General features: G+C 63.9%; 19 protein-coding genes. 14 read left to right on the forward strand and 5 right to left on the reverse strand.

Annotated features, from left to right (window positions below; translation table 11 throughout):
* Positions 1–3: 3 nt before the first annotated feature.
* Complete coding sequence (locus tag HU752_RS02085; protein WP_186684137.1) at positions 4–894, reverse strand: LysR family transcriptional regulator; 891 nt, start codon at positions 892–894, stop codon at positions 4–6.
* 124 nt (positions 895–1,018) lie between these two features.
* Between HU752_RS02085 and HU752_RS02090 the strand changes: the two genes are divergently transcribed.
* On the forward strand, positions 1,019–1,759 hold the full coding sequence (locus HU752_RS02090; protein ID WP_186684135.1) for an SDR family oxidoreductase: 741 nt from the start codon (positions 1,019–1,021) through the stop codon (positions 1,757–1,759).
* Between the two features lie 240 nt (positions 1,760–1,999).
* Here HU752_RS02090 and betT read toward each other — a convergent pair whose 3' ends face one another.
* The 3 genes from betT to epsC all read right to left on the reverse strand — a co-directional run bounded on the left by betT (position 2,000) and on the right by epsC (position 6,582).
* A complete protein-coding gene (gene betT, locus HU752_RS02095; protein WP_186684320.1) occupies positions 2,000–3,961 on the reverse strand; it encodes a choline transporter BetT in 1,962 nt (653 codons plus the stop codon).
* Positions 3,962–4,794: 833 nt separating this feature from the next.
* Positions 4,795–5,421 (reverse strand): isochorismate family cysteine hydrolase YcaC, encoded by a 627-nt coding sequence (gene ycaC, locus HU752_RS02100; protein ID WP_217838499.1) that lies wholly within the window; start codon positions 5,419–5,421, stop codon positions 4,795–4,797.
* A 231-nt stretch (positions 5,422–5,652) separates the two neighbouring features.
* Positions 5,653–6,582 (reverse strand): serine O-acetyltransferase EpsC, encoded by a 930-nt coding sequence (gene epsC / locus HU752_RS02105; protein ID WP_186689204.1) that lies wholly within the window; start codon positions 6,580–6,582, stop codon positions 5,653–5,655.
* Between the two features lie 190 nt (positions 6,583–6,772).
* On the opposite strand from epsC, the gene HU752_RS02110 reads away from it, so the two are divergent.
* From HU752_RS02110 to ycaC (HU752_RS02170), 13 genes are all read left to right on the forward strand, one after another.
* A complete protein-coding gene (locus tag HU752_RS02110; RefSeq protein WP_186689201.1) occupies positions 6,773–7,768 on the forward strand; it encodes a D-cysteine desulfhydrase in 996 nt (331 codons plus the stop codon).
* Positions 7,769–8,102: 334 nt separating this feature from the next.
* The gene (gene tcyJ, locus HU752_RS02115) at positions 8,103–8,897 is read left to right on the forward strand and encodes a cystine ABC transporter substrate-binding protein (protein WP_186689198.1); all 795 of its coding nucleotides are present in this window, start codon (positions 8,103–8,105) and stop codon (positions 8,895–8,897) included.
* Positions 8,897–9,562, forward strand: coding sequence for a cystine ABC transporter permease (gene tcyL / locus HU752_RS02120; RefSeq protein ID WP_186689195.1), 666 nt, complete (start codon positions 8,897–8,899; stop codon positions 9,560–9,562). Before tcyJ ends, tcyL begins: the two co-directional genes overlap by 1 nt.
* 3 nt (positions 9,563–9,565) lie before the next feature.
* Positions 9,566–10,315: an L-cystine ABC transporter ATP-binding protein TcyN gene (gene tcyN, locus HU752_RS02125; RefSeq protein ID WP_186689193.1), complete on the forward strand. Its 750-nt coding sequence runs from the start codon at positions 9,566–9,568 to the stop codon at positions 10,313–10,315.
* A gap of 429 nt (positions 10,316–10,744) precedes the next feature.
* Positions 10,745–11,500, forward strand: a complete 756-nt coding sequence (locus HU752_RS02130) for a hypothetical protein (protein ID WP_186689191.1) — start codon at positions 10,745–10,747, stop codon at positions 11,498–11,500.
* Positions 11,501–11,710: 210 nt separating this feature from the next.
* Positions 11,711–12,952 carry an SfnB family sulfur acquisition oxidoreductase gene (locus tag HU752_RS02135; protein WP_186689189.1) on the forward strand — a complete coding sequence of 414 codons (1,242 nt, stop codon included), beginning with the start codon at positions 11,711–11,713 and terminating at the stop codon, positions 12,950–12,952.
* A gap of 20 nt (positions 12,953–12,972) precedes the next feature.
* A complete protein-coding gene (locus HU752_RS02140) occupies positions 12,973–14,169 on the forward strand; it encodes an SfnB family sulfur acquisition oxidoreductase (RefSeq protein WP_186689186.1) in 1,197 nt (398 codons plus the stop codon).
* Complete coding sequence (locus HU752_RS02145; protein WP_186689184.1) at positions 14,169–15,530, forward strand: LLM class flavin-dependent oxidoreductase; 1,362 nt, start codon at positions 14,169–14,171, stop codon at positions 15,528–15,530. The genes HU752_RS02140 and HU752_RS02145 overlap by 1 nt, the downstream gene beginning before the upstream one ends.
* A 342-nt stretch (positions 15,531–15,872) precedes the next feature.
* On the forward strand, positions 15,873–16,682 hold the full coding sequence (locus tag HU752_RS02150; protein ID WP_186689182.1) for a MetQ/NlpA family ABC transporter substrate-binding protein: 810 nt from the start codon (positions 15,873–15,875) through the stop codon (positions 16,680–16,682).
* A 1-nt stretch (position 16,683) separates the two neighbouring features.
* Positions 16,684–17,805, forward strand: coding sequence for a methionine ABC transporter ATP-binding protein (locus HU752_RS02155; RefSeq protein WP_186689179.1), 1,122 nt, complete (start codon positions 16,684–16,686; stop codon positions 17,803–17,805).
* Positions 17,795–18,439 carry a methionine ABC transporter permease gene (locus HU752_RS02160; protein WP_186689174.1) on the forward strand — a complete coding sequence of 215 codons (645 nt, stop codon included), beginning with the start codon at positions 17,795–17,797 and terminating at the stop codon, positions 18,437–18,439. The genes HU752_RS02155 and HU752_RS02160 overlap by 11 nt, the downstream gene beginning before the upstream one ends.
* Before the next feature lie 203 nt (positions 18,440–18,642).
* Positions 18,643–19,272, forward strand: coding sequence for a class I SAM-dependent methyltransferase (locus HU752_RS02165; RefSeq protein ID WP_017904586.1), 630 nt, complete (start codon positions 18,643–18,645; stop codon positions 19,270–19,272).
* A gap of 161 nt (positions 19,273–19,433) precedes the next feature.
* A complete protein-coding gene (gene ycaC / locus HU752_RS02170) occupies positions 19,434–20,060 on the forward strand; it encodes an isochorismate family cysteine hydrolase YcaC (protein WP_186689363.1) in 627 nt (208 codons plus the stop codon).
* Between the two features lie 683 nt (positions 20,061–20,743).
* On the opposite strand, the gene HU752_RS02175 is transcribed toward ycaC (HU752_RS02170), so the two are convergent.
* On the reverse strand, positions 20,744–21,028 hold the full coding sequence (locus HU752_RS02175; protein ID WP_186683879.1) for a DUF6124 family protein: 285 nt from the start codon (positions 21,026–21,028) through the stop codon (positions 20,744–20,746).
* Between the last annotated feature and the right edge of the window lie 16 nt (positions 21,029–21,044).

Here is a 21,044-nt window from a genome sequence, read left to right on the forward strand (position 1 = left end):
AGGTCAGGTGGCGTGGGCGAACAGCTCGCTGATCCAGTCGACGAACACCCGCACCCGTGGCGACATGTGCCGGTTCTGCGGGTAGAGCACCGACACCGGCATCGGCGGCGGCGGATGGTCCGGCAGGACTTCGCGCAGCAGGCCCTGGTCGATCTGCTCCGCCACCCGGTAGTGCGGCACCTGGATCAGGCCGAGCCCGGCCACCGCCGAGGCCGCGTAGATTTCCGCACCGAACACCGAGACCCGACCGGCCAGCGGGACTTCCCGCGACACCCCATTCTCCATGAACTCGAATGAAAACAGCTTGCCGGTGGCCCGGGAGACGTAGTTCACCCCCTGGTGTCGTTCGAGGTCGGCGAGGTTGCGCGGTTCGCCATGTCGGCGCAGGTAGGCCGGGCTGGCGCAGGTCACCTGGCGCAGGTTGGCGACGCGCTTGCCGATCAGCGACGAGTCGCCGAGATTGCCCGAGCGCAGCACGCAGTCGACGCCTTCGGCGATCAGGTCGATGAAGTGGCTGGCTTCGCTGATGGACACATCGATATCCGGGTAGCGCTCCAGAAAGGCCGGCAGCGCCGGAACCACGAAATAGCGCGCCAGGGTGCCTTGCAGGTCGACCCGCAGGCGGCCCTTGGGCGCCACCGTGCGAAAGGCCAGTTCGGCTTCTTCCAGTTCCGCCAGCAACTGCACGCAGCGCGGGTAGTAGGCCTCGCCGTCGAGGGTCGGGCGCACGCGCCGGGTGCTGCGTTCCAATAGCCGGGTGCCGAGCCAGGCCTCGAACTGGTTGAGAGTGTGGGTCAGGGTCGCCCGGGGCAGGTCCAGGTCCTCGGCGGCCAGAGTGAAGCTGCTGCGTTCGTAGATCCGCACGAACACTCTCATCGCCTTGACCTGGTCCATGCGTGCTCCGTCGTGCTCGATTGTTGGTGATTATTGAATAGTCAGGTCAACTATCGCGCATTTATCGGCCTGGATAAACCTGTGAAAGTGACTTCACTTCAACGCACATTCCAGGAGTCTCGACATGACCCAAGCATCCCGAAAAGTCGCCATCGTCACCGGTGCCTCGCGTGGCATCGGCGCCGTGATCGCCCGTCAGCTGGCCGCACAGGGCTTTGCGGTGGCGATCAACTATGCGAGCAGTGCCAGCGAGGCATCGGCGCTGGTGGTGGAATTGCGCCAGGCCGGCCACCAGGCCATAGCGATCAAGGCTGACGTGGCCAACGCCGCCGATGTCGCACGGATGTTCGACGAGATCGAGCTGCAACTGGGCAAGGTCGATGTGCTGGTCAACAACGCCGGCATCCTCAAGGTGTTGCCGCTGGCCGAGCACAGTGACGAGCTGTACGAACAGACATTCGCCATCAACACCCGTGGCACCTTCAACACCCTGCGCGAGGCCGCGAAACGGATGAATGACGACGGGCGCATCGTCAACTTCTCCAGCAGCACCGTCGGGCTGAACATGCCGGGTTACGCGGTGTACATCGCCAGCAAGGCGGCGGTGGAATCGTTCACCCATGTGTTCGCCAAGGAGCTGCGCGGCCGGCGGATCACGGTCAATGCCGTGGCGCCGGGGCCGGTGGCGACCGAACTGTTCCTGCAGGGCAAGAGCGAGGAGCAGATCCAGACCTTCGCCCGCATGCCACCGCTGGAGCGACTGGGCCAGCCGGAGGACATTGCCGAGATCGTGTCCTTCCTGGTGAGCCCGGCGGTGGGGTGGGTCAATGGCCAGGTGTTGCGGGCCAATGGTGGGCTGGTCTGATTCCGGCGGCAGGCACCGATTTCTGGATTGTCCCCAGGACGGAAGGCGGACGCCACAACCGTGGGAGCCAACTGTCTTTAATTCCCCCTGCGATGAGCGGTCGGATACTGGCCGCCTTCGGCGGTTCGCGGATAAACCGGGGCGCCGGACCGCCGGCTCCCACGGTTCTGCGGTTCTGGGAGCCTGTTCTGCCGCTCATCGGCGGCGGATCAAAGACCGCCGGCTCCCACAGGTCTGTGATCAGCGCACCAGGTGCAGGAACTGCATGTGCCGTTCGTACTGGTCGAGGATGTCGTTGATGATCTGCTCCTTGCTGTAGCCCATCAGGTCATAGTCCTGGCTGCCTTCGCTCAGGTGCACCTCGGCACGGTAGTAGCGGCGGTTGCGCAGGTCCCGCGAGCCCAGGCCGCCCAGTGCGAAGGATGGCGTGAAGTAGCCGCGCATCTGCACCTGGTAGACGAACGGGTGCAGGTCGCCATGACCGATCTCCAGGCTGACGCTGTCGTTGGCCGGGTCGGGCTGGGCGAGCACGTTCAGGCCCTTCTCGACGAACACCGCGGTGACTTCCTCGATCGCCGGCCGTACGGTCTGGTCGAGGAAGCGGTACACCTCGTCCCGCGACGGGAAGTGCACCGCCTGGCTCAGGCGCTGGCGCCAGCCGCCCCGGCCGCGACGGGCCTGGGACACCGGTGCCAGCGAGTGCAGTTGGGCGATACGCTTCTGCGATTCCAGGTAGAACGCCTTGTGCAGCCCCCACATCATCGCCAGCAGGATCAGCGAGAACGGCAGCGAGGTCAGCACCACCGCCGACTTCAGTGCGTCGATGCTGCCGGAGAAGAGCAAGGCGCTGGTGATCAGCGCGGTCATCGCGCCCCAGAACACCCGCAGCCATTTCGGCCCGTCCTCGTCGGCATTGCCGCCGCGGGCGGACAGCGTCGACAGCACCACGGTGCCGGAGTCGGCCGAAGTGACGAAGAACACGAAGCTGATGAGCACCGTGACCGCAATCACCGTGCGGCTCCACGGGTAGGTCTCCAGCAGCAGGTACAGGGTGCGCGACGGATCGTCGATGGCCGATTGGCCGAGCGCCGTCATGCCGTGGTTGAGCACCTGCTCGATGGCGCTGTTGCCGAAGATCGACATCCACGCCAGGGTGAAACCCAGCGGGATCAGCAGTACGCCGAAGACGAATTCACGGATGGTCCGGCCGCGGGAAATCCGCGCGATGAACAGGCCCACGAAGGGCGCCCAGGCAATCCACCAGGCCCAGTAGAACACGGTCCAGCCGCCGAGCCAGTCGCTGGGCTTGTCGTAGGCGTAGAGGTCGAAACTCTTGGTCGGCAGTGCCCCGAGGTAGTCGCCGAGGTTCTGGATCAGGGTGTTGAGCAGGTGCTGAGTGGGGCCGGCGAACAGCACGAACAGCAGCAGGGCGCAGGCCAGCAGCATGTTGATGTCGGACATCACCCGCACGCCCTTGTCGACGCCAGCCACCGCGACGGCGATGGCTGCGCCCATCATCAGCACGATCAGGCCGACCTGGATCCACTGGGTGTGGGACACGCCGAACAGGTAGTCCAGCCCCGAGTTGAGGTGCAGCACGCCGAAGCCCATGTCGGCGCCCAGACCGAACACCGTGGCGATGATGCCGAAGCCATCCACCGTGTAGCCGATGGGCCCGTTGATGCGCTTGCCGATCAGCGGGTACAGCGCCGAACGCAGCGCCAGCGGCAGGTTGTGCCGGTAGGCGAAGTAGGCCAGGGCCATGCCGACGAAGGCGAATACGCCCCAGCCGTGCAGGCCCCAGTGCAGAAACAGGATCTGCATCGCCTGGCGCGCGGCGGCTGGCGTGCCCGCTTCGCCCTGGGGCGGCTGGAGCATGTGCGTGAGCGGTTCGGAGACGCAGAAGAAGAACAGGGTGATGCTGATACCGGCGGCGAACAGCATGCCGGCCCAGGACAGGTAGCTGAACTCGGGTTCGTCGTGGTCGGCACCGAGCTTGATCTTGCCGTAGCCGGACAAGGCGGTGACCACCACGAAGACCAGGTACAGGGTCATCGCCAGCAGGTAATACCAGCCGACCGTGTTGGCCGCCCAGTTCTGTGCGGCCAATAGCCACCGGCCGGCGGCTTCGGGCTGGCTGATGACCACCAGGCCGAACAGCAGAATGAAGGTCGCGGCGAAGTAGAAAACGGGCGGGTTCATGCGGATCAGGCCGCTGGGTGCGGTCGTGGAGGTACTCATATGGCGGGTACCTCGAAGGGGTGGAGCGTGGCTGGATATTTCGGACTCAGCAAAGGCAGGCCTCCTGTTGTGAGCGGGCAGCGAACTGCGGTTTTAACTTGAACGAACATTCAAGTTAAACATGAATGGGGGGTCTGAGACCAATCGCAGGGCTGGACGGTATTGTTCTGACAGTGCCTTTCAGCAAAGGTTGTAGGCAGTGATCGATGGGGTGAGCGGCTTCATTTTGTGGGGGCTGGAGTTTGATCACTGATCGTGCCCACGCTCTGCGTGGGCATGTAGCCGGTGACGCTCTGCGTCCCCTGGGCGGGCGCAGAGCGCCCTGGGAGGCGTTCCCACGGAGACCGTGGGAACGATCGGATAGCCCACCATCGCTGATCGTGCCCACGCTCTGCGTGGGCATGCCGCCGGTGATGCTCTGCGTTACCAGGACGGGCGCAGAGCGCCCTGGGAGGCATTCCCACGGAGACCGTGGGAACGATCGGATAGCCCCCCATCGCTGATCGTGCCCACGCTCTGCGTGGGTATGAAGTCGGTGACGCTCCGCGTCCCCTGGGCGGGCGCAGAGCGCCCTGGGAGGCGTTCCCACGGGGACCGTGGGAACGATCGGATAGCCCCCATCGCTGATCGTGCCCACGCTCTGCGTGGGCATGCAGCCGGTGACGCTCTGCGTCACCAGGGCGGGTGCAGAGCCTCCTGGGAGGCGTTCCCACGCCGAGCGTGGGAACGTCGGAGTCTGGCCGCCGCAAAGCAAAAGGCCCGCTCAAAGGCGGGCCTGGTGGTTCAGGGGAAACTCAGCGGGCTGTCAGCGCCGCGTAGCTGTTCATCAGGTTGCGATAGTTCGGGATCCGCTGCGACAGCAGGTTGCCCAGGCCTTCGATGTCGTTGCGCCAGTCGCGGTGCAGCTCACAGGCCACCGAGAACCAGTTCATCATCTGCGCACCAGCCTGGGTCATGCGGTTCCACGCCGCCTGTTGCACCGTTTCGTTGAAGGTACCGGAAGCATCGGTCACCACGAACACATCAAAACCTTCAGCCAGCGCCGACAGGGTCGGGAAGGCTACGCAAACGTCAGTCACCACACCGGCGATGATAAGTTGCTTGCGGCCGGTGGCCTTGATCGCCTTGACGAAGTCTTCGTTGTCCCAGGCGTTGATCTGGCCGGGGCGGGCGATGTACGGCGCGTCCGGGAACATCTCTTTCAGCTCTGGAACCAGCGGGCCGTTCGGGCCCTGTTCAAAGCTGGTGGTCAGCACGGTCGGCAGGTCGAAGAACTTGGCGAGGTCAGCCAACGCCAACACGTTGTTCTTGAACTCGTTCGGCGAGAAGTCCTGCACCAGGGAAATCAGGCCGGTCTGGTGGTCGACCAGCAGGACTACGGCGTCGTCTTTGTTCAGGCGGTTGTAGGTTGGCTTGCTCATGGTGGAATCCTTTTTCGTTTAAGTGGTGGAAAGCTGTGTCGTTCAATGTGTGACCAGATTAATGAGCCGCCGAAAAAGGAAAAAGCGGCTCAAATCGGTTTGACTGTCTCCTCAGGATGGACAGTTCAGCGGTGAACCTTGTGGGAGCGGGCTTCCCGCGAAGCTTGTGACGGCCTTGAGGACGCCTTCGCTGGCAAGCCAGCTCCCACAGTGACTGCGTCAGCCACTCGCTCAGCGCTGTATCTCGTTCTCATGCTGCTGCAGGTTCGCCTGGGTCAGGTTGCAACCGGCCGGCACGCTGCGGGTCAGCCAGACGTTGCCGCCGATGGTGGCGCCCTTGCCAATGGTGATGCGCCCCAGGATGGTCGCGCCGGCATAGATCACCACGTCGTCCTCGACGATCGGGTGCCGCGGGTGGCCCTTCTGCAACTGGCCGTCCTCGTCCGCCGGGAAGCGCTTGGCGCCAAGGGTCACCGCCTGGTAGATGCGCACCCGTTCGCCAATGATCGCCGTTTCACCGATCACCACGCCGGTACCGTGGTCGATGAAGAAGCTCGGGCCGATCTGTGCACCCGGATGGATGTCGATACCGGTGGCCGAGTGGGCAATTTCCGCACTGATCCGTGCCAGCAGGGGCAACCCGGCGCGGTACAGGTGATGCGCCAGGCGATGGTGGATCACCGCGAGAATACCCGGATAGCACAGCAGCACTTCGTCGACGCTGCGCGCCGCCGGGTCGCCCTGGTAGGCCGCCAGGACATCGGTGTCGAGCAGCCGGCGCAACCCCGGCAGGGCCAGGGCGAAGTCCTGGATCAGCCGCAGGGCCTTGGCCTGCACCTCGGCATCGGCCTGCCCGTCATGCCGGGCGGCGTAGCGCAGTTCCAGACGGGCCTGGGCCAGCAACGAATTGAGCGCGGCATCCAGGGTGTGGCCGACGTAGAAATCCTCGCTTTCCTCGCGCAGGTCCACTGGCCCCAGGCGCATCGGGAACAACGCCCCGCAGAGGGCTTCGAGAATCTCGGCCATGGCCTGGCGCGACGGCAGTTCGCGCCCACCCTGTTCATCACTGACCCGCCCGTTGCGGCTGCGCCACTCATCCCGGGCACTGCGTAGCTGGCTGACGATGGTCTGTAGTTGCCAATGGCTGGAACGCTCGCTCACGATCAAATCTCCGACCTGGCGGCCGGACAATCGGGCCACCTGAATGGCTTTCACTTTACGGCAGCGACCTGAGCGGCGTTTAAGAACGAATAGTGCTTTGCTAAGAACGTTTTGAAATAAGAATTCGGCGGTTGCCTGGGGAAAAGTGCCTGCCTATAGTCGGAACATTTCCTACCGTCAGTTCGGACTCATGATCAAACAACAGCTCGCTCGCTTCGACCGCCTGCCCCTGCTCGAGCAGGCCACGCCCCTGCAGAAACTGGAACGTCTTTCGGCGTGGGTGGGCCGTGATATCTACATCAAGCGTGACGACCTGACGCCCCTGGCGCTGGGTGGCAACAAGCTGCGCAAGCTCGAGTACCTGGCCGCCGATGCGCTGGCGACGGGAGCCGACACGCTGGTCACCGCCGGGGCGATCCAGTCCAACCATGTTCGCCAGACCGCCGCGCTGGCCGCCCGCCTGGGCCTGGGCTGCGTGGCCCTGCTGGAGAATCCGATCGGCACCGAGGATGGCAACTACCTCGGCAACGGCAACCGCCTGCTGCTGGACCTGTTCGATGCACGGGTCGAGCTGGTGGACAACCTGGACAACGCCGACGAGCAGTTGCAGGCCCTGGCCGAGCGCCTGCGCAGCAACGGCAAGAAGCCCTATCTGGTGCCGATCGGCGGTTCCAATGCTCTCGGCGCGCTGGGCTACGTGCGTGCAGGCCTGGAGCTGGCGGCGCAGATCGAGGCGACCGGCCTGGAGTTCGCCGCGGTGGTGCTGGCATCCGGCAGTGCCGGGACCCACAGTGGCCTGGCCCTGGGCCTGAGCGAAACACTGCCGCAGTTGCCGGTGATCGGCGTGACGGTTTCGCGTAGCGACGAGGCGCAGCGGCCGAAGGTACAGGTGTTGGCCGAACGCACGGCCGAGCTGCTGGGCGTGCCGCTGCCGGAGAGCTTCAAGGTGCAGCTGTGGGACGAGTATTTCGCCCCGCGCTACGGTGAGCCGAATGCCGGGACCCTGGCGGCGGTCAAGCTGCTGGCGAGCCAGGAAGGCCTCCTGCTCGACCCGGTGTACACCGGCAAGGCGATGGCCGGGTTGCTCGATGGCATTGGCTTGCAGCGCTTCGACGAGGGGCCGATCATCTTCCTGCATACCGGCGGGGCGCCGGCGCTGTTTGCCTATGACGCGTCGTTTGCCTGACCGGTTCCAGGCAGGGGGGGCGGTGTCGCCTGGTTCGCGGATAAATCCGGCTCCCACAGTGTCAGCGTCGTTCGCAGGGTTCATGCACGGCGCGAGCGCTTGTGGGAGCCTGATTTATCCGCGAACCAGACGCCGCTGAACTCCCTGATTGGCCTGAAAAAGGTTCTAAATGGATTCTTTTATATTATTTAAAATTATAAAAGGATCGGTTTATAGTTTCGCCCCAGGCGAATTTGCCACGAGACGCCAATACTGCTTTGAGGCAGGATGGCCGGTGGTAATCAAAGTGTCAGGTTTGCCTTCCTTTTCCCATAAAAAACACACGGGGCTCTTCATGAATATTTCCGCATTTCGCAAGCGTCTGCTGGTTGGCAGCCTGGGTCTGGTGCTCGGCGCCGGTCTGCTGGGCCAGGCCGTGGCCGGTGAACAACTGAACCTGATCAAGAAAGCTGGCGAGATCAAGATCGGCCTGGAAGGCACCTATCCGCCGTTCAGCTTTGTCGATGAAAGCGGCAAGCTCAGCGGTTTCGAAGTCGAGTTGTCCGAGGCGCTGGCCAAGGAGCTGGGCGTCAAGGTCAAGCTGCAGGCCACCCCGTGGGATGGCATCCTCGCGGCCCTGGAGTCCAAGCGTCTGGACGCGGTGGTCAACCAGGTCACCATCTCCGAAGAGCGCAAGAAGAAGTACGATTTCTCCAAGCCTTACACCGTCTCCGGCATCCAGGCACTGGTCCTGAAAAAGAACGTCGACGCGATCAAGACCGCCGACGACCTGGCCGGCAAGAAAGTCGGTGTGGGCCTGGGCACCAACTACGAACAATGGCTCAAGGACAACCAGCCAAAAGCCATTATCAAGACCTACAACGATGACCCGACCAAGTTCCAGGACCTGCGCATCGGCCGTATCGACGCGATCCTGATCGACCGCCTGGCCGCCCTGGAATACGCCAAGAAAGCCCCGGACACCGCCGCTGCCGGCGATGCCTTTTCCCGCCAGGAAGCCGGTATTGCCCTGCGCAAGGGCGAGCCTGAACTGCTCGACGCCGTGAACAAGGCCCTCGACAAGCTGCGCGCTGACGGCACCTTGAAGAAGCTGTCCGAAAAATACTTCAACGCTGACGTCACTCAATAATGGAAGCAGGTTTGCAACTCGCGCTGGACTCCGCGCCCTTTCTGCTCAAGGGCGCGTACTACACGGTGATTCTCAGCCTCGGCGGGATGTTTTTCGGCTTTCTGATGGGCTTCGGCCTGGCCTTGATGCGTCTGTCGCGCTTCAAGCTGGTCAGCGGGATCGCCCGGGTCTACGTGTCGTTCTTTCGCGGCACGCCGCTACTGGTGCAGCTGTTTTTGATCTACTACGGTTTGCCACAAGTGGGCATCGAGCTGGATCCGATCCCGGCGGCCATGATCGGCTTTTCGCTGAACATGGCCGCCTACGCCTGTGAAATCCTGCGTGCTGCCATCGCTTCCATCGAGCGAGGTCAGTGGGAAGCTGCAGCCAGTATCGGCATGACCCGTGCGCAAACCCTGCGTCGGGCCATCCTGCCACAGGCGATGCGTACCGCCTTGCCACCCTTGGGCAACAGTTTCATTTCACTGGTCAAGGACACGGCGCTGGCGGCGACGATCCAGGTGCCCGAGCTGTTCCGTCAGGCGCAACTGGTGTCGGCACGGACATTTGAAATTTTCACCATGTATCTGTCTGCGGCCCTGATCTACTGGGTATTGGCAAGCATCCTGGCGTATTTTCAGAATCGCCTGGAAGACCGGGTCAACCGGCATGACCTGGAGTCCTGAAGCATGATCGTGGTTGAAAAACTGACCAAGCAATTCAATGGCCAGAGTGTGCTCAAGGGTATCGACCTCAAGGTCGAGGCCGGCGAAGTGGTGGCAATCATCGGCCCCAGCGGTTCCGGCAAGACCACCTTCCTGCGTTGCCTGAACTTCCTCGAGGAACCGTCCAGCGGGCGGATCCAGGTCGGGGATATCGAGATCGACGGCAGCCGGCCGCTGAGCCAGCAGCAGACGCTGATCCGCAAGCTGCGCCAGCAGGTGGGTTTCGTGTTCCAGAACTTCAACCTGTTTCCCCATCGCACCGCGTTGGAGAACGTCATCGAAGGCCCGATCGTGGTCAAGAAGACCCCGCGCGACCAGGCCCAGGCCCTGGGCCGCAAGCTGCTGGCCAAGGTCGGCCTGGCGGGCAAGGAAGAGTCCTATCCACGGCGCCTGTCCGGTGGCCAGCAACAGCGGGTGGCAATCGCCCGGGCACTGGCGATGGAGCCGCAGGTGATCCTCTTCGATGAACCGACCTCGGCCCTCGATCCGGAGCTGGTGGGCGAAGTGCTGGCGACCATTCGCGGCCTGGCGGAAGAGAAACGCACCATGGTGATCGTCACCCACGAGATGAGTTTCGCCCGTGACGTGGCCAACCGGGTGATCTTTTTCGACAAGGGCGTGATTGTCGAACAGGGTGAAGCCAAGGCGTTGTTTGCCAATCCGAAAGAAGAACGGACCCGGCAATTCCTCAGTAAGTTTCTGGGTGATGCGTAGGAAAGCTCTTTAGTTAAAATAACGTACTCAGGGAATGAGTACGCTATTCAACCAATAATGAATTGAATAGTTGCAGGTAATTAAAATCTATGACCTGGCAACGCTTTCATTCAGTCTCCCTTACCCCGCGTCATCGTGGCGAAACCCTTGACCACCGCTGGGTGAAGTAGGACTTGTCCGAATCCTGAAGCGATCGAAATCGTCGCGCTTCAAGGCCTTGACACCTGCCAGGCAAAACCCTTAGCTGACCGCTCATTCGTATGGCGTTATTCGGATTGCACCCATGTGCCGGTGTCTCCGATTTATTCTCATGCCACAACATTTCAGCTGTAAGGATGCGGCGAAAGAAGCACTGGCCCGGTTTTCCAGACGGACCCGGCCGCTTCTTTGAAGTTGAACTTATCGGCAACTTATAAAAAGGACGATTTCATGAACGATTCTCTCGAGCACTCCCGACTCGCGCTGCCCGAGGTGCCCCAGGCGCACCGAAGGGGTATCGGCCGGCTGGCCGCCGAGCACCTGTCGGTCTGCATTCCGGCCTATCCCGGCATGGACGAAGGCGATCTGCTCGAGCTGTTCTGGGACGGTTGTTATGTGACGTCCCGGCAGGTCCAGGCGGGTGAACAGGGCCTGCCGGTCAGCCTGCGGGTGCCGCAGAGCTTCGTCCTGGACGGCGTGGCACGCATTCACTACCGGCTCATGCGCATCGGCAGCGCGGCGCAGGCCTCCCCGCAACTCAAGCTGAACGTCAAGCTCGGCTGTCCGGGCGGCCTGCCGATCGGCGAGGAAAACCAGGGCCTGGCACCGCTGGTCATTCCCCTGCCGATCCAGCGCTACGGGGTCAACTCGAACCAGATGAAGCGCGGGGTACCGCTGACCCTGGAGCCTTACCCGAACATGGCCGCCGAGGATGAAATCACCCTGCTCTGGGGCGATGTGCGCTTCGACCTGCCCAAGCTGGCGCCAGCGGATGTCGGCCAGCCGGTCACGGTGTTCGTGCCGGCCGCGGTCATCCTCGAGGCCGGCGAGGACCGTGGGCTGGACATCACCTATTGCGTGATCGATCGGGTCGGCAACAACTCCCGCTGGGCGCCTCCACGGCGCTTGCGCGTGGGGCCTGCCAGGCACCTGATCAGGCCCGCCACACCACAATTTTCCCGCGCCGCCCAACGCCACCGGGAGTGAGAGACGGACCTTCTATGCATATTCCTAAAGGTTAGTTTATTTAATTTTTATGCGCGTTTAGGGTATATGAACCGGACCACCGGACCCGTTTGATTTCGTCGGTATCGCCTTCGCGATGCCTCCATGAGAGAGATGAGGTAGGTATGGTCAGGAACACAATCACCCTTGTGCAGATCGCCGGGGCATTGCGCACGCCACGGAGTGGCGCTGATGTCTAACTTGAACGAGGCACAGGTCCACAGCGACCAGGACATTGCGCCGCTGCTGCTGCCGGCACGGGTGCTGCGCAACGATGCCGAAGCCCTGCAGGCCGCCCGCGAGCTGGCCGAGGTGGCCCGTCTGCAGGCCGCCCGGCGTGACCAGCAACGCAAGCTGCCCTGGGCCGAGATCGAGCAGTTCACCCGCAGTGGCCTGGGCAGCATCACCATCCCCCGTGAATTCGGCGGCCCCCAGGTGTCCTTCGTGACCGTGGCCGAGGTGTTCGCGATCATTTCCGCCGCCGACCCGGCCCTGGGGCAGATCCCGCAGAACCAGTTCGGCATCCTCCAGGCGCTGCTCGGCACTGCCACCGAGCGGCAGAAGAAGCAGCTGTTCCAGAGCGTGCTCGATGGCTGGCGCATCGGTAATGCCGGGCCTGAGCGTGGTACCCGCAACACCCTGGAGATCAAGACCCGGATCAGCGCCGACGGTGACGGCTTCGTCATCAGCGGGCAGAAGTTCTACTCCACCGGTGCCCTGTTCGCCCATTGGGTGGCGGTCAAGGCGCTGGACGATGAGGGGCGCCAGGTCATGGCCTTCGTGCGCCGTGGCACGCCGGGCCTGCGGGTGGTCGATGACTGGTCCGGCTTCGGCCAGCGCACCACCGCCAGCGGCACCGTGCTGCTGAACGATGTGCGGGTCGAGGCGGAAAACGTCGTCGAGAACTGGCGCCAGGGTGCCACGCCGAACATTCAGGGCGCTGTCTCGCAACTGATCCAGGCCGCCATCGATGCCGGGATCGCCCGTGCCGCCATCGATGACAGCATCGCCTTCGTCCGCGAGCGGTCGCGGCCGTGGGTCGACGCCAAGGTCGAAAGGGCCAGTGATGACCTGTATGTCATCGCCGATATCGGCAAGCTGAAGATCGAACTGCATGCCGCCGAGGCGCTGCTGCGCAAGGCCGGGCAGGTACTGGACCAGATCAGTGCCGGGCCGGTGGACGCCGCTGCCGCCGCGCGGGCCTCGATCGTCGTGGCCGAAGCCAAGGTGCTCACCACCGAAATCTCCCTGCTGGCCAGCGAGAAGCTGTTCGAACTGGCCGGCAGCCGCGCCACCCTCGCCGAGTTCAACCTCGACCGGCACTGGCGCAACGCACGCGTGCATACCCTGCATGACCCGGTGCGCTGGAAGTATCACGCCGTTGGCGCCTATCGCCTCAACGGCACCTTGCCCGCCCGCCATTCCTGGATCTGACCAGACCTCTGGAGACACCCATGTCACAGTTTTCCCCACGCGTCGCGGTCATCTCCAGCGACGAGCAAGCCCTGATCGTCGCCAGCGACCTGGCCGAGGATTTCAAGCGCGACAGCCAACTGCGCGACCGTGAACGGCGCCTGCCGCTGCCCGAGCTGGAAGTGTTTTCCCGCTCCGGCCTGTGGGGCATCAGCGTGCCAAAAGAGTACGGGGGTGCCGGGGTGTCGAACGTCACCCTGGCCAAGGTCACGCAACTGATCGCCGAGGCCGACGCCTCCCTCGGGCAGATTCCACAGAACCATTTCTACGCCCTCGAAGTGCTGCGGGTGAATGGCAACGAGGCGCAGAAACGCCGGCTGTATGCCGAGGTCCTGGCCGGTCGCCGTTTCGGCAATGCGCTGGCCGAACTGGGCACGAAAACCGCCCACGACCGGGTCACCCACCTGCGCCGTGACGGCGAGGGCTATCGCATCAATGGGCGCAAGTTCTATTCGACCGGTTCGCTCTATGCCCAGCGCATTCCCACCTCGGTGGTGGACGAGCAGGGCGTGCAGCAACTGGCCTTCGTCCCGCGCGACAGCGCCGGGCTGACGGTGATCGACGACTGGACCGGTTTCGGCCAGCGCACCACCGGCAGTGGCTCGGTGGTGTTCGAGGATGTGTTCGTTGCCGCCGAGGACGTGATCCCGTTCCAGAGCGCCTTCGAACGCCCGACACCGGTCGGGCCGCTGGCGCAGATCCTCCATGCGGCCATCGACACCGGCATCGCCCGGGCGGCCTACGAGGATGCCCTGCATTTCGTCCGTACCCGCACCCGGCCGTGGATCGATTCGGGTATCGAAAAGGCGGTCGACGACCCGCTGACACTCAAGAGCATCGGTCACCTGAGCATCCGCCTGAGTGCAACCGAAGCGCTACTGGAGCGCGCTGGCGAGTTTCTCGACCGGGCCCAGGCCGACACCAATGCCGACAGCGTGGCGGCGGCGTCGATCGCTGTCGCCGAGGTCCGGGCGATCAGCACGGAAATCTCCCTGGCCGCCGGCAGCACCCTGTTCGAACTGGCCGGCAGCCAGGCGACCCTGGCCGAACACGGCCTCGACCGGCACTGGCGCAATGCCCGGGTGCACACGCTGCACGACCCGGTGCGCTGGAAGTATCACGCGGTGGGCAACTACTACCTCAATGATGAAAACCCGCCACTGCGGGGGACTATCTGATGAGCAAGAAAAAGATCCTGCTCAATGCCTTCAACATGAACTGCATCGGGCATATCAACCATGGCCTGTGGACCCACCCACGGGACAATTCGGCCCGCTACAAGACCATCGAGTACTGGACCGAACTGGCGCAGTTGCTCGAGCGCGGGCTGTTCGACGGTCTGTTCATCGCCGATATCGTCGGGGTCTACGACGTCTACCAGCAGTCGGTGGACGTGCCGCTGCGCGAGTCGATCCAGCTGCCGGTCAACGACCCGTTGCTGCTGGTCTCGGCCATGGCTGCGGTGACGAAAAACCTCGGCTTCGGCCTGACCGCCAACCTGACCTACGAGACGCCATACCTGTTCGCCCGTCGGTTGTCGACGCTCGACCACCTGAGTCGCGGCCGGGTCGGCTGGAACATCGTCACCGGCTACCTCGACAGCGCCGCCAAGGCGATGGGCCTGGAGGCCCAGGCCGAGCACGACCGCCGCTACGATCAGGCCGACGAGTACCTGGAAGTGCTCTACAAGCTGCTGGAAGGCAGCTGGGAGAACGACGCGGTGGTCAACGATCCGGTACGGCGGGTCTATGCCGAGCCGGGCAAGGTGCACAAGGTGCGACACAAGGGCGAGTTCTACCAGGTGGAGGGTTATCACCTCTGCGAGCCGTCGCCGCAGCGCACACCGGTGCTGTTCCAGGCCGGCAGTTCCGAGCGCGGCCTGTTGTTCGCCGGCCGACATGCCGAGTGCGTGTTCATCAGCGGGCAGAACAAGGCGGCGACCCGGGCGCAGGTGGACAAGGTCCGCGCCAGTGCCGAGGCGGCAGGGCGCGACGGCCAGGCGATCAAGGTGTTCATGGGTATCAACGTGATCGTCGGCGAGACCGAAGCGGCGGCCTGGGCCAAGCATGCCGAGTACCTGGGCTATGCCAGTGCCGAAGCCGGGGTGGCGCACTTCTCGGCGTCCACCGGGATCGATTTTTCCGAGTACGAACTGGACGAACCGATCCAGTACGTGAAGAGCAACGCGATCCAGTCGGCGACCCGCAACCTGCAGAACAACGACTGGACCCGGCGCAAGCTGCTGGAGCAGCACGCCCTGGGCGGGCGCTATATCACCGTGGTCGGTTCGCCGAGCCAGGTCGCCGACGAGCTGGAATCGTGGATTGCCGAGACCGGCCTGGACGGCTTCAACCTGACCCGCATCGTCACCCCGGAAAGCTACGAGGACTTCATCGACCTGGTGATTCCCGAACTGCAGCGGCGCGGCTCGTACAAGACCGCCTATGAGCAGGGGACGTTGCGCGAAAAGCTGTTCGGTGAGGGCGCGCATCTGCCGCCGGAGCATGCGGGATCGACCTATCGTCAGCCAACCGCCTGAAAGGTGACGAGCGAGCCTTTTGTGGTGAGCGGGCTTTTTGTGGCGAGCGGGCTTGTCGGGACGCCGCACCGCCGCGCTGGGCTGCAAGGCAGCCCCAGCCCCTGCACCACCGATCTGCCTGATGCACTGGGGTTGGCTGTTTCAGGGCCGCTTCGCGCCCCAGCGCGGCGGTGCGGCGTCCCGACAAGCCCGCTCGCCACAGGAGGTTTGCCCAGCACAACAGGTTTGCCCAATGGAACAAGTCTGCTCCCACAGAAAATTTATGCGCCACCAGCAGGCAAGCCACGCATCACACGCCCGAAGTGAACGACCCGATTCTTTATGACTGATTGGAACCCCATCATGAAAACAATACGCTTCACTCAGCCAGTCAAGGCACTGGCCCTCGCCCTCGGCCTGTTCAGCGTCGCCGCCCACGCCGCCGACGCCCCACTCAAGGTCGGTACCACCGCCGCCTTCGCCATCCCGCTGGAAGCCGCCGTGGAAGAGGCCGGCAAACAGGGCCTGAAGGTCGAGCTGGTGGAGTTCACCGACTGGATCGCACCCAACGTCAGCCTTGCTGCCGGCGATATCGACGTGAACTACTTCCAGCACATCCCGTTCCTGGAAAACGCCAAGGCCGCCGCCGGTTTCGACCTGGTGCCCTTTGCCCCGGGGATCATCAACAACGTCGGCCTCTACTCGAAGCAGTACAAGAGCTTCGCCGAGCTGCCCGAGGGCGCGACCGTGGCCATCGCCAACGACCCGATCAACAGCGGTCGTGGCCTGCAGCTGCTGGCCAAGGCCGGCCTGATCACCCTCAAGCCCGGCGTCGGCTACAAGGCCACCGAGGACGACATCGTCGCCAACCCGAAGAAGATCAAGATTCTCCAGGTCGAGGCCGTGCAACTGGTACGGGCCTACGACGACGCCGACCTGGTGCAGGGCTACCCGGCCTACATTCGCCTGGCGAAGAGCTTCGACGCCGGCTCCGCGCTGCTGTTCGACGGCCTCGACCACAAGGAGTACGTGATCCAGTTCGTCATCCAGCCGAAAGAGAAGAACGACCCGCGGCTGATCAAGTTCGTCGATATCTACCAACATTCGCCCGCCGTGCGCGCTGCCCTGGATAAAGCCCATGGCAAGCTGTACCAGGCCGGCTGGGAAGGCTGACATGAGTGTCGCCAGCCTCCAGCGCCCGCAGGCCCAGGTGCCACGCGCGGCCGAACAGACCGAGCTGCATCCCGAGCTCAACCGTGCCCACGTGCGCTTCATCGGCGTGGGCAAGACCTACGACGGCCACCACGGCCCGGTGCACGCCCTGCAAGGCATCGACCTGGTGATCCAGCGCGGCGAGGTGTTCGGCATCATCGGCCGCAGCGGCGCCGGCAAGTCATCGCTGATCCGCACCATCAACCGCCTGGAGCAACCCAGCTCGGGGCGGGTACTGATCGACCAGGTGGACATCGGCGAGTTCGACGAAGACCGCCTGGTGGAGCTGCGGCGGCGGGTCGGCATGATCTTCCAGCACTTCAACCTGATGTCGGCCAAGACCGTCTGGCAGAACGTCGAGCTGCCGTTGAAGGTGGCCGGGGTACCCAGGCTCGCGCGTGAGCAGAAGGTGCGCGAGCTGCTGGAGCTGGTCGGCCTGCGGGACAAGCACAAGGCCTATCCGGCGCAGTTGTCGGGTGGGCAGAAACAGCGGGTGGGGATTGCCCGGGCGCTGGTGCATGACCCGGCGATCCTGCTGTGCGACGAGGCGACGTCGGCGCTCGACCCGGAGACCACCCAGTCGATTCTTGGCCTGCTGCGCGAGATCAACCAGCGGTTGGGGCTGACCGTGGTGCTGATCACCCACGAGATGTCGGTGATCCGCGAGATCTGTGATCGCGTGGTGGTGCTCGAGCGCGGCAAGGTGGTCGAGCAGGGGCCGGTGTGGCAGGTATTCGGTGACCCGCAGCATGAGGTCAGCCGGACCTTGCTCGCGCCGCTGCAGCACGCGCTGCCGGAGGAGCTGCAGGGCCGCTTGCGGGCGCAGCCGGAATCGGCGGAGGCGGCCGTGGTGCTGCGTTTGCAGTTCACCGGCAGTGCCAGTGACGAGCCGGACCTGGCCGCACTGTTCAGTGCCCTCGGTGGGCGGGTGCGGCTGTTGCAGGGCGGCGTCGAACGGATCCAGGGGCATGCCCTGGGGCAACTGCTGCTGTCGGTGAGCGGGTCGCCGCTGGATGCCGAGGCGCTGCGCCAGCGCGCTGCCCGTTGGGCGCAACAGGTGGAGGTACTCGGTCATGTGGCTTGATCGGTTGTGGCAGGGGGTGATCGACACCTTCCTGATGGTCGGCGTGTCGTCGCTGATCGCGCTGTTGCTGGGCATTCCGCTGGCGGTGATCCTGGTCACCAGCCACAAGGGCGGCATCTACGAGGCACCGGCGGTGAACCGGGTGCTGGGGGCGTTCGTCAACCTGTTCCGCTCGATTCCGTTCCTGATCCTGATGGTGGCGCTGATCCCGTTTACCCGGCTGATCGTCGGCACCACCTATGGCGTGTGGGCGGCCGTGGTACCACTGACCATCGCGGCCACGCCGTTCTTCGCGCGGATCGCCGAGGTCAGCCTGCGCGAGGTCGACCATGGCCTGATCGAGGCGGCGCAGGCCATGGGCTGTCGGCGCTGGCATATCGTCTGGCACGTGCTGCTGCCCGAGGCGTTGCCGGGGATCGTCGGCGGTTTCACCATCACCCTGGTGACCATGATCAACTCCTCGGCAATGGCCGGTGCGATCGGCGCGGGTGGGTTGGGCGACATCGCCTATCGCTATGGCTACCAGCGCTTCGACAGCCAGGTGATGCTGACGGTGATCGTGCTGCTGGTGATCCTGGTGGCGGCGATCCAGTTCGGTGGGGATCGGTTGGCGCGGGTGCTCAACAAGCGCTGAGATATCTGGCGCCTGGAAGATCGCTTTCGCGGGCAAGCCACGCTCCTACAGGGCTTCGTCAAACACGGGACTCGTGTACGACGTCCCTCTGTAGGCGCAGGGCTTGTCGGGACGCCGAACCGCCGCGAAGGGTCCCTCTCGGACACAGCAGCAATCCGCAGGGTGATATATTCAGTTCACCCACCCCAACGCGCAGACCTCCGATGAAAACCCTCGGCCCCGACGACCTCAACCAGATCGCCTCCACTACCCTCGGCCACTACAACCGTACCGCCGAAGGCTTCCGCGAAGGTACCCGCGACCACGACGTTAGCCAGAACATCGACGCCCTGTTGCGCCATATCCGGGGGGCGGCGCCGTTCACCATCCTCGATTTCGGCTGCGGCCCCGGTCGGGATCTCAAGACCTTCACCCGCCTGGGCCACACTGCCGTCGGCCTCGACGGTACCGAGCGTTTTGCGCAAATGGCCCGTGAGGACAGCGGTTGCGAGGTGCTGCAGCAGAACTTCCTCGAGCTGGACCTGCCAGCGCAACGTTTCGACGGCATCTTTGCCAATGCCGTGCTGTTCCATGTGCCCCTGCAGGAACTGCCGCGCGTTCTGGGGCAACTGCATGCCACGCTCAAGCCGGGCGGCGTGCTGTTCAGCTCCAACCCGCGCGGGGAAAACCAGGAGGGTTGGAATGGTGAGCGTTATGGCTCGTATCACGACCTGGAGGCCTGGCAGGCGTTGCTGACGGCGGCAGGCTTCGTCGAACTGGAACACTACTATCGCCCGGCCGGGCTGCCGCGTGAGCAGCAGCCCTGGCTTGCCAGCGTCTGGCGCAAGATATAGCGCGCCCTCTGGAGCTTGCGAGGGGTTGAACATTGAATTGTCCATTCCTGAGTGACAGTCAAACCGATTTGAGCCGCTTTTTCCTTTTTCGGTGGCTCATTAATCTGGTCACAAGTTGAACGACACAGCTTCCCACCACTTAAACGAAAAAGGATTCCACCATGAGCAAGCCAACCTACAACCGCCTGAACAAAGACGACGCCGTAGTCCTGCTGGTCGACCACCAGACCGGCCTGATTTCCCTGGTGCAGGACTTCTCGCCGAACGAGTTCAAGAACAACGTGTTGGCGTTGGCTGACCTCGCCAAGTTCTTCGACCTGCCGACCGTGCTGACCACCAGCTTCGAGCAAGGCCCGAACGGTCCGCTGGTTCCAGAGCTGAAAGAGATGTTCCCGGACGCGCCGTACATCGCCCGTCCCGGCCAGATCAACGCCTGGGACAACGAGGACTTCGTCAAGGCGATCAAGGCCACCGGCCGCAAGCAACTGATCATCGCCGGCGTGGTGACCGATGTTTGCGTGGCGTTCCCGACCCTGTCGGCGCTGGCTGAAGGTTTTGATGTGTTCGTGGTGACCGATGCTTCCGGTACCTTCAACACCACCGTGCAGCAGGCGGCGTGGAACCGCATGACCCAGGCTGGTGCGCAGATGATGAACTGGTTCTCGGTGGCCTGTGAGCTGCACCGCGACTGGCGCAACGACATCGAAGGCTTGGGCAACCTGCTGTCGCAGCGGATCCCGAACTATCGCAACCTGATGAACAGCTACGCGGCACTGACAGCCCGCTGAGTTTCCCCTGAACCACCAGGCCCGCCTTTGAGCGGGCCTTTTGCTTTGTGGCGGCCAGACTCCGATCGTTCCCACGCTCGGCGTGGGAATGCCTCCCAGGGCGCTCTGGTGACGCGGAGCGTCACCGGCTGCATGCCCACGCAGAGCGTGGGCACGATCAGCCATGGGGACTATCCGATCGTTCCCACGGTCCCCGTGGGAACGCCTCCCAGGGCGCTCTGCGCCCGCCCAGGGGACGCAGAGCGTCACCGGCTGCATGTCCACGCCGAGCGTGGGCACGATCTGCCATGGGGGGCTATCCGATCGTTCCCACGGTCCCCGTGGGAACGCCTCCCAGGGCGCTCTGCACCCGTCCTGGTGACGCAGAGCGTCAACGGCTACATGCCCACGCAGAACGTGGGCACGATCAGCGATGGGGGCTATCCGATCGTTCCCACGGTCCCTGTGGGAACGCCTCCCAGGGCGCTCTGCACCCGTCCTGGTGACGCAGAGCATCACCGGCTGCATACCCACGCAGAGCGTGGGCACGATCAGCCATGGGGACTATCCGATCGTTCCCACGGTCCCCGTGGGAACGCCTCCCAGGGCGCTCTGCGCCCGCCCAGGGGACGCAGAGCGTCACCGGCGGCATGCCCACGCAGAGCGTGGGCACGATCAGCGATGGGGGCTGTTTACCCTGTGTTTCAGTGCTGCTGGCCCAGCAACCCATCCACTTGGCTTTGCGCCAACTCGATCAGATGTACCGAAGCCATCGCCAAGTGGTGCGGCATGCCACTCAGCTGCTCGGCGGACTCATAAGCGGTGGCGGCCGCCGAACGCAGGATCGAGTCGAGGTTGTTCAAGGTGTCTTCAAGGTAGGGTGTTTTGCTGATGGGGTCTGCTGGCTGCTCATAGTGAGCGAAGGCTCGCTCGGTAGCGGCTTGGAGTGCTGGATCGCTTTTTGGCGGGTTGGGTGTGACTTTGAACATGGCGATGCTCCTGACA

Source organism: Pseudomonas vanderleydeniana (genome assembly GCF_014268755.2).
Classification (GTDB): domain Bacteria; phylum Pseudomonadota; class Gammaproteobacteria; order Pseudomonadales; family Pseudomonadaceae; genus Aquipseudomonas; species Aquipseudomonas vanderleydeniana.

Excerpts from the sequence above, each read along its gene's own strand:
- tcyL (WP_186689195.1), top strand. The coding sequence starts at position 8,897 with ATGGAAGCAGGTTTGCAACTCGCGCTGGACTCCGCGCCCTTTCTGCTC.
- HU752_RS02145 (WP_186689184.1), top strand. The coding sequence starts at position 14,169 with ATGAGCAAGAAAAAGATCCTGCTCAATGCCTTCAACATGAACTGCATC.
- tcyJ (WP_186689198.1), top strand. The coding sequence starts at position 8,103 with ATGAATATTTCCGCATTTCGCAAGCGTCTGCTGGTTGGCAGCCTGGGT.
- HU752_RS02175 (WP_186683879.1), bottom strand. The coding sequence starts at position 21,028 with ATGTTCAAAGTCACACCCAACCCGCCAAAAAGCGATCCAGCACTCCAA.
- tcyN (WP_186689193.1), top strand. The coding sequence starts at position 9,566 with ATGATCGTGGTTGAAAAACTGACCAAGCAATTCAATGGCCAGAGTGTG.
- ycaC (WP_217838499.1), bottom strand. The coding sequence starts at position 5,421 with ATGAGCAAGCCAACCTACAACCGCCTGAACAAAGACGACGCCGTAGTC.
- HU752_RS02150 (WP_186689182.1), top strand. The coding sequence starts at position 15,873 with ATGAAAACAATACGCTTCACTCAGCCAGTCAAGGCACTGGCCCTCGCC.
- HU752_RS02090 (WP_186684135.1), top strand. The coding sequence starts at position 1,019 with ATGACCCAAGCATCCCGAAAAGTCGCCATCGTCACCGGTGCCTCGCGT.
- HU752_RS02110 (WP_186689201.1), top strand. The coding sequence starts at position 6,773 with ATGATCAAACAACAGCTCGCTCGCTTCGACCGCCTGCCCCTGCTCGAG.
- HU752_RS02130 (WP_186689191.1), top strand. The coding sequence starts at position 10,745 with ATGAACGATTCTCTCGAGCACTCCCGACTCGCGCTGCCCGAGGTGCCC.
- HU752_RS02085 (WP_186684137.1), bottom strand. The coding sequence starts at position 894 with ATGGACCAGGTCAAGGCGATGAGAGTGTTCGTGCGGATCTACGAACGC.
- HU752_RS02135 (WP_186689189.1), top strand. The coding sequence starts at position 11,711 with ATGTCTAACTTGAACGAGGCACAGGTCCACAGCGACCAGGACATTGCG.
- HU752_RS02160 (WP_186689174.1), top strand. The coding sequence starts at position 17,795 with ATGTGGCTTGATCGGTTGTGGCAGGGGGTGATCGACACCTTCCTGATG.
- betT (WP_186684320.1), bottom strand. The coding sequence starts at position 3,961 with ATGAACCCGCCCGTTTTCTACTTCGCCGCGACCTTCATTCTGCTGTTC.
- HU752_RS02165 (WP_017904586.1), top strand. The coding sequence starts at position 18,643 with ATGAAAACCCTCGGCCCCGACGACCTCAACCAGATCGCCTCCACTACC.
- HU752_RS02140 (WP_186689186.1), top strand. The coding sequence starts at position 12,973 with ATGTCACAGTTTTCCCCACGCGTCGCGGTCATCTCCAGCGACGAGCAA.
- ycaC (WP_186689363.1), top strand. The coding sequence starts at position 19,434 with ATGAGCAAGCCAACCTACAACCGCCTGAACAAAGACGACGCCGTAGTC.
- HU752_RS02155 (WP_186689179.1), top strand. The coding sequence starts at position 16,684 with ATGAGTGTCGCCAGCCTCCAGCGCCCGCAGGCCCAGGTGCCACGCGCG.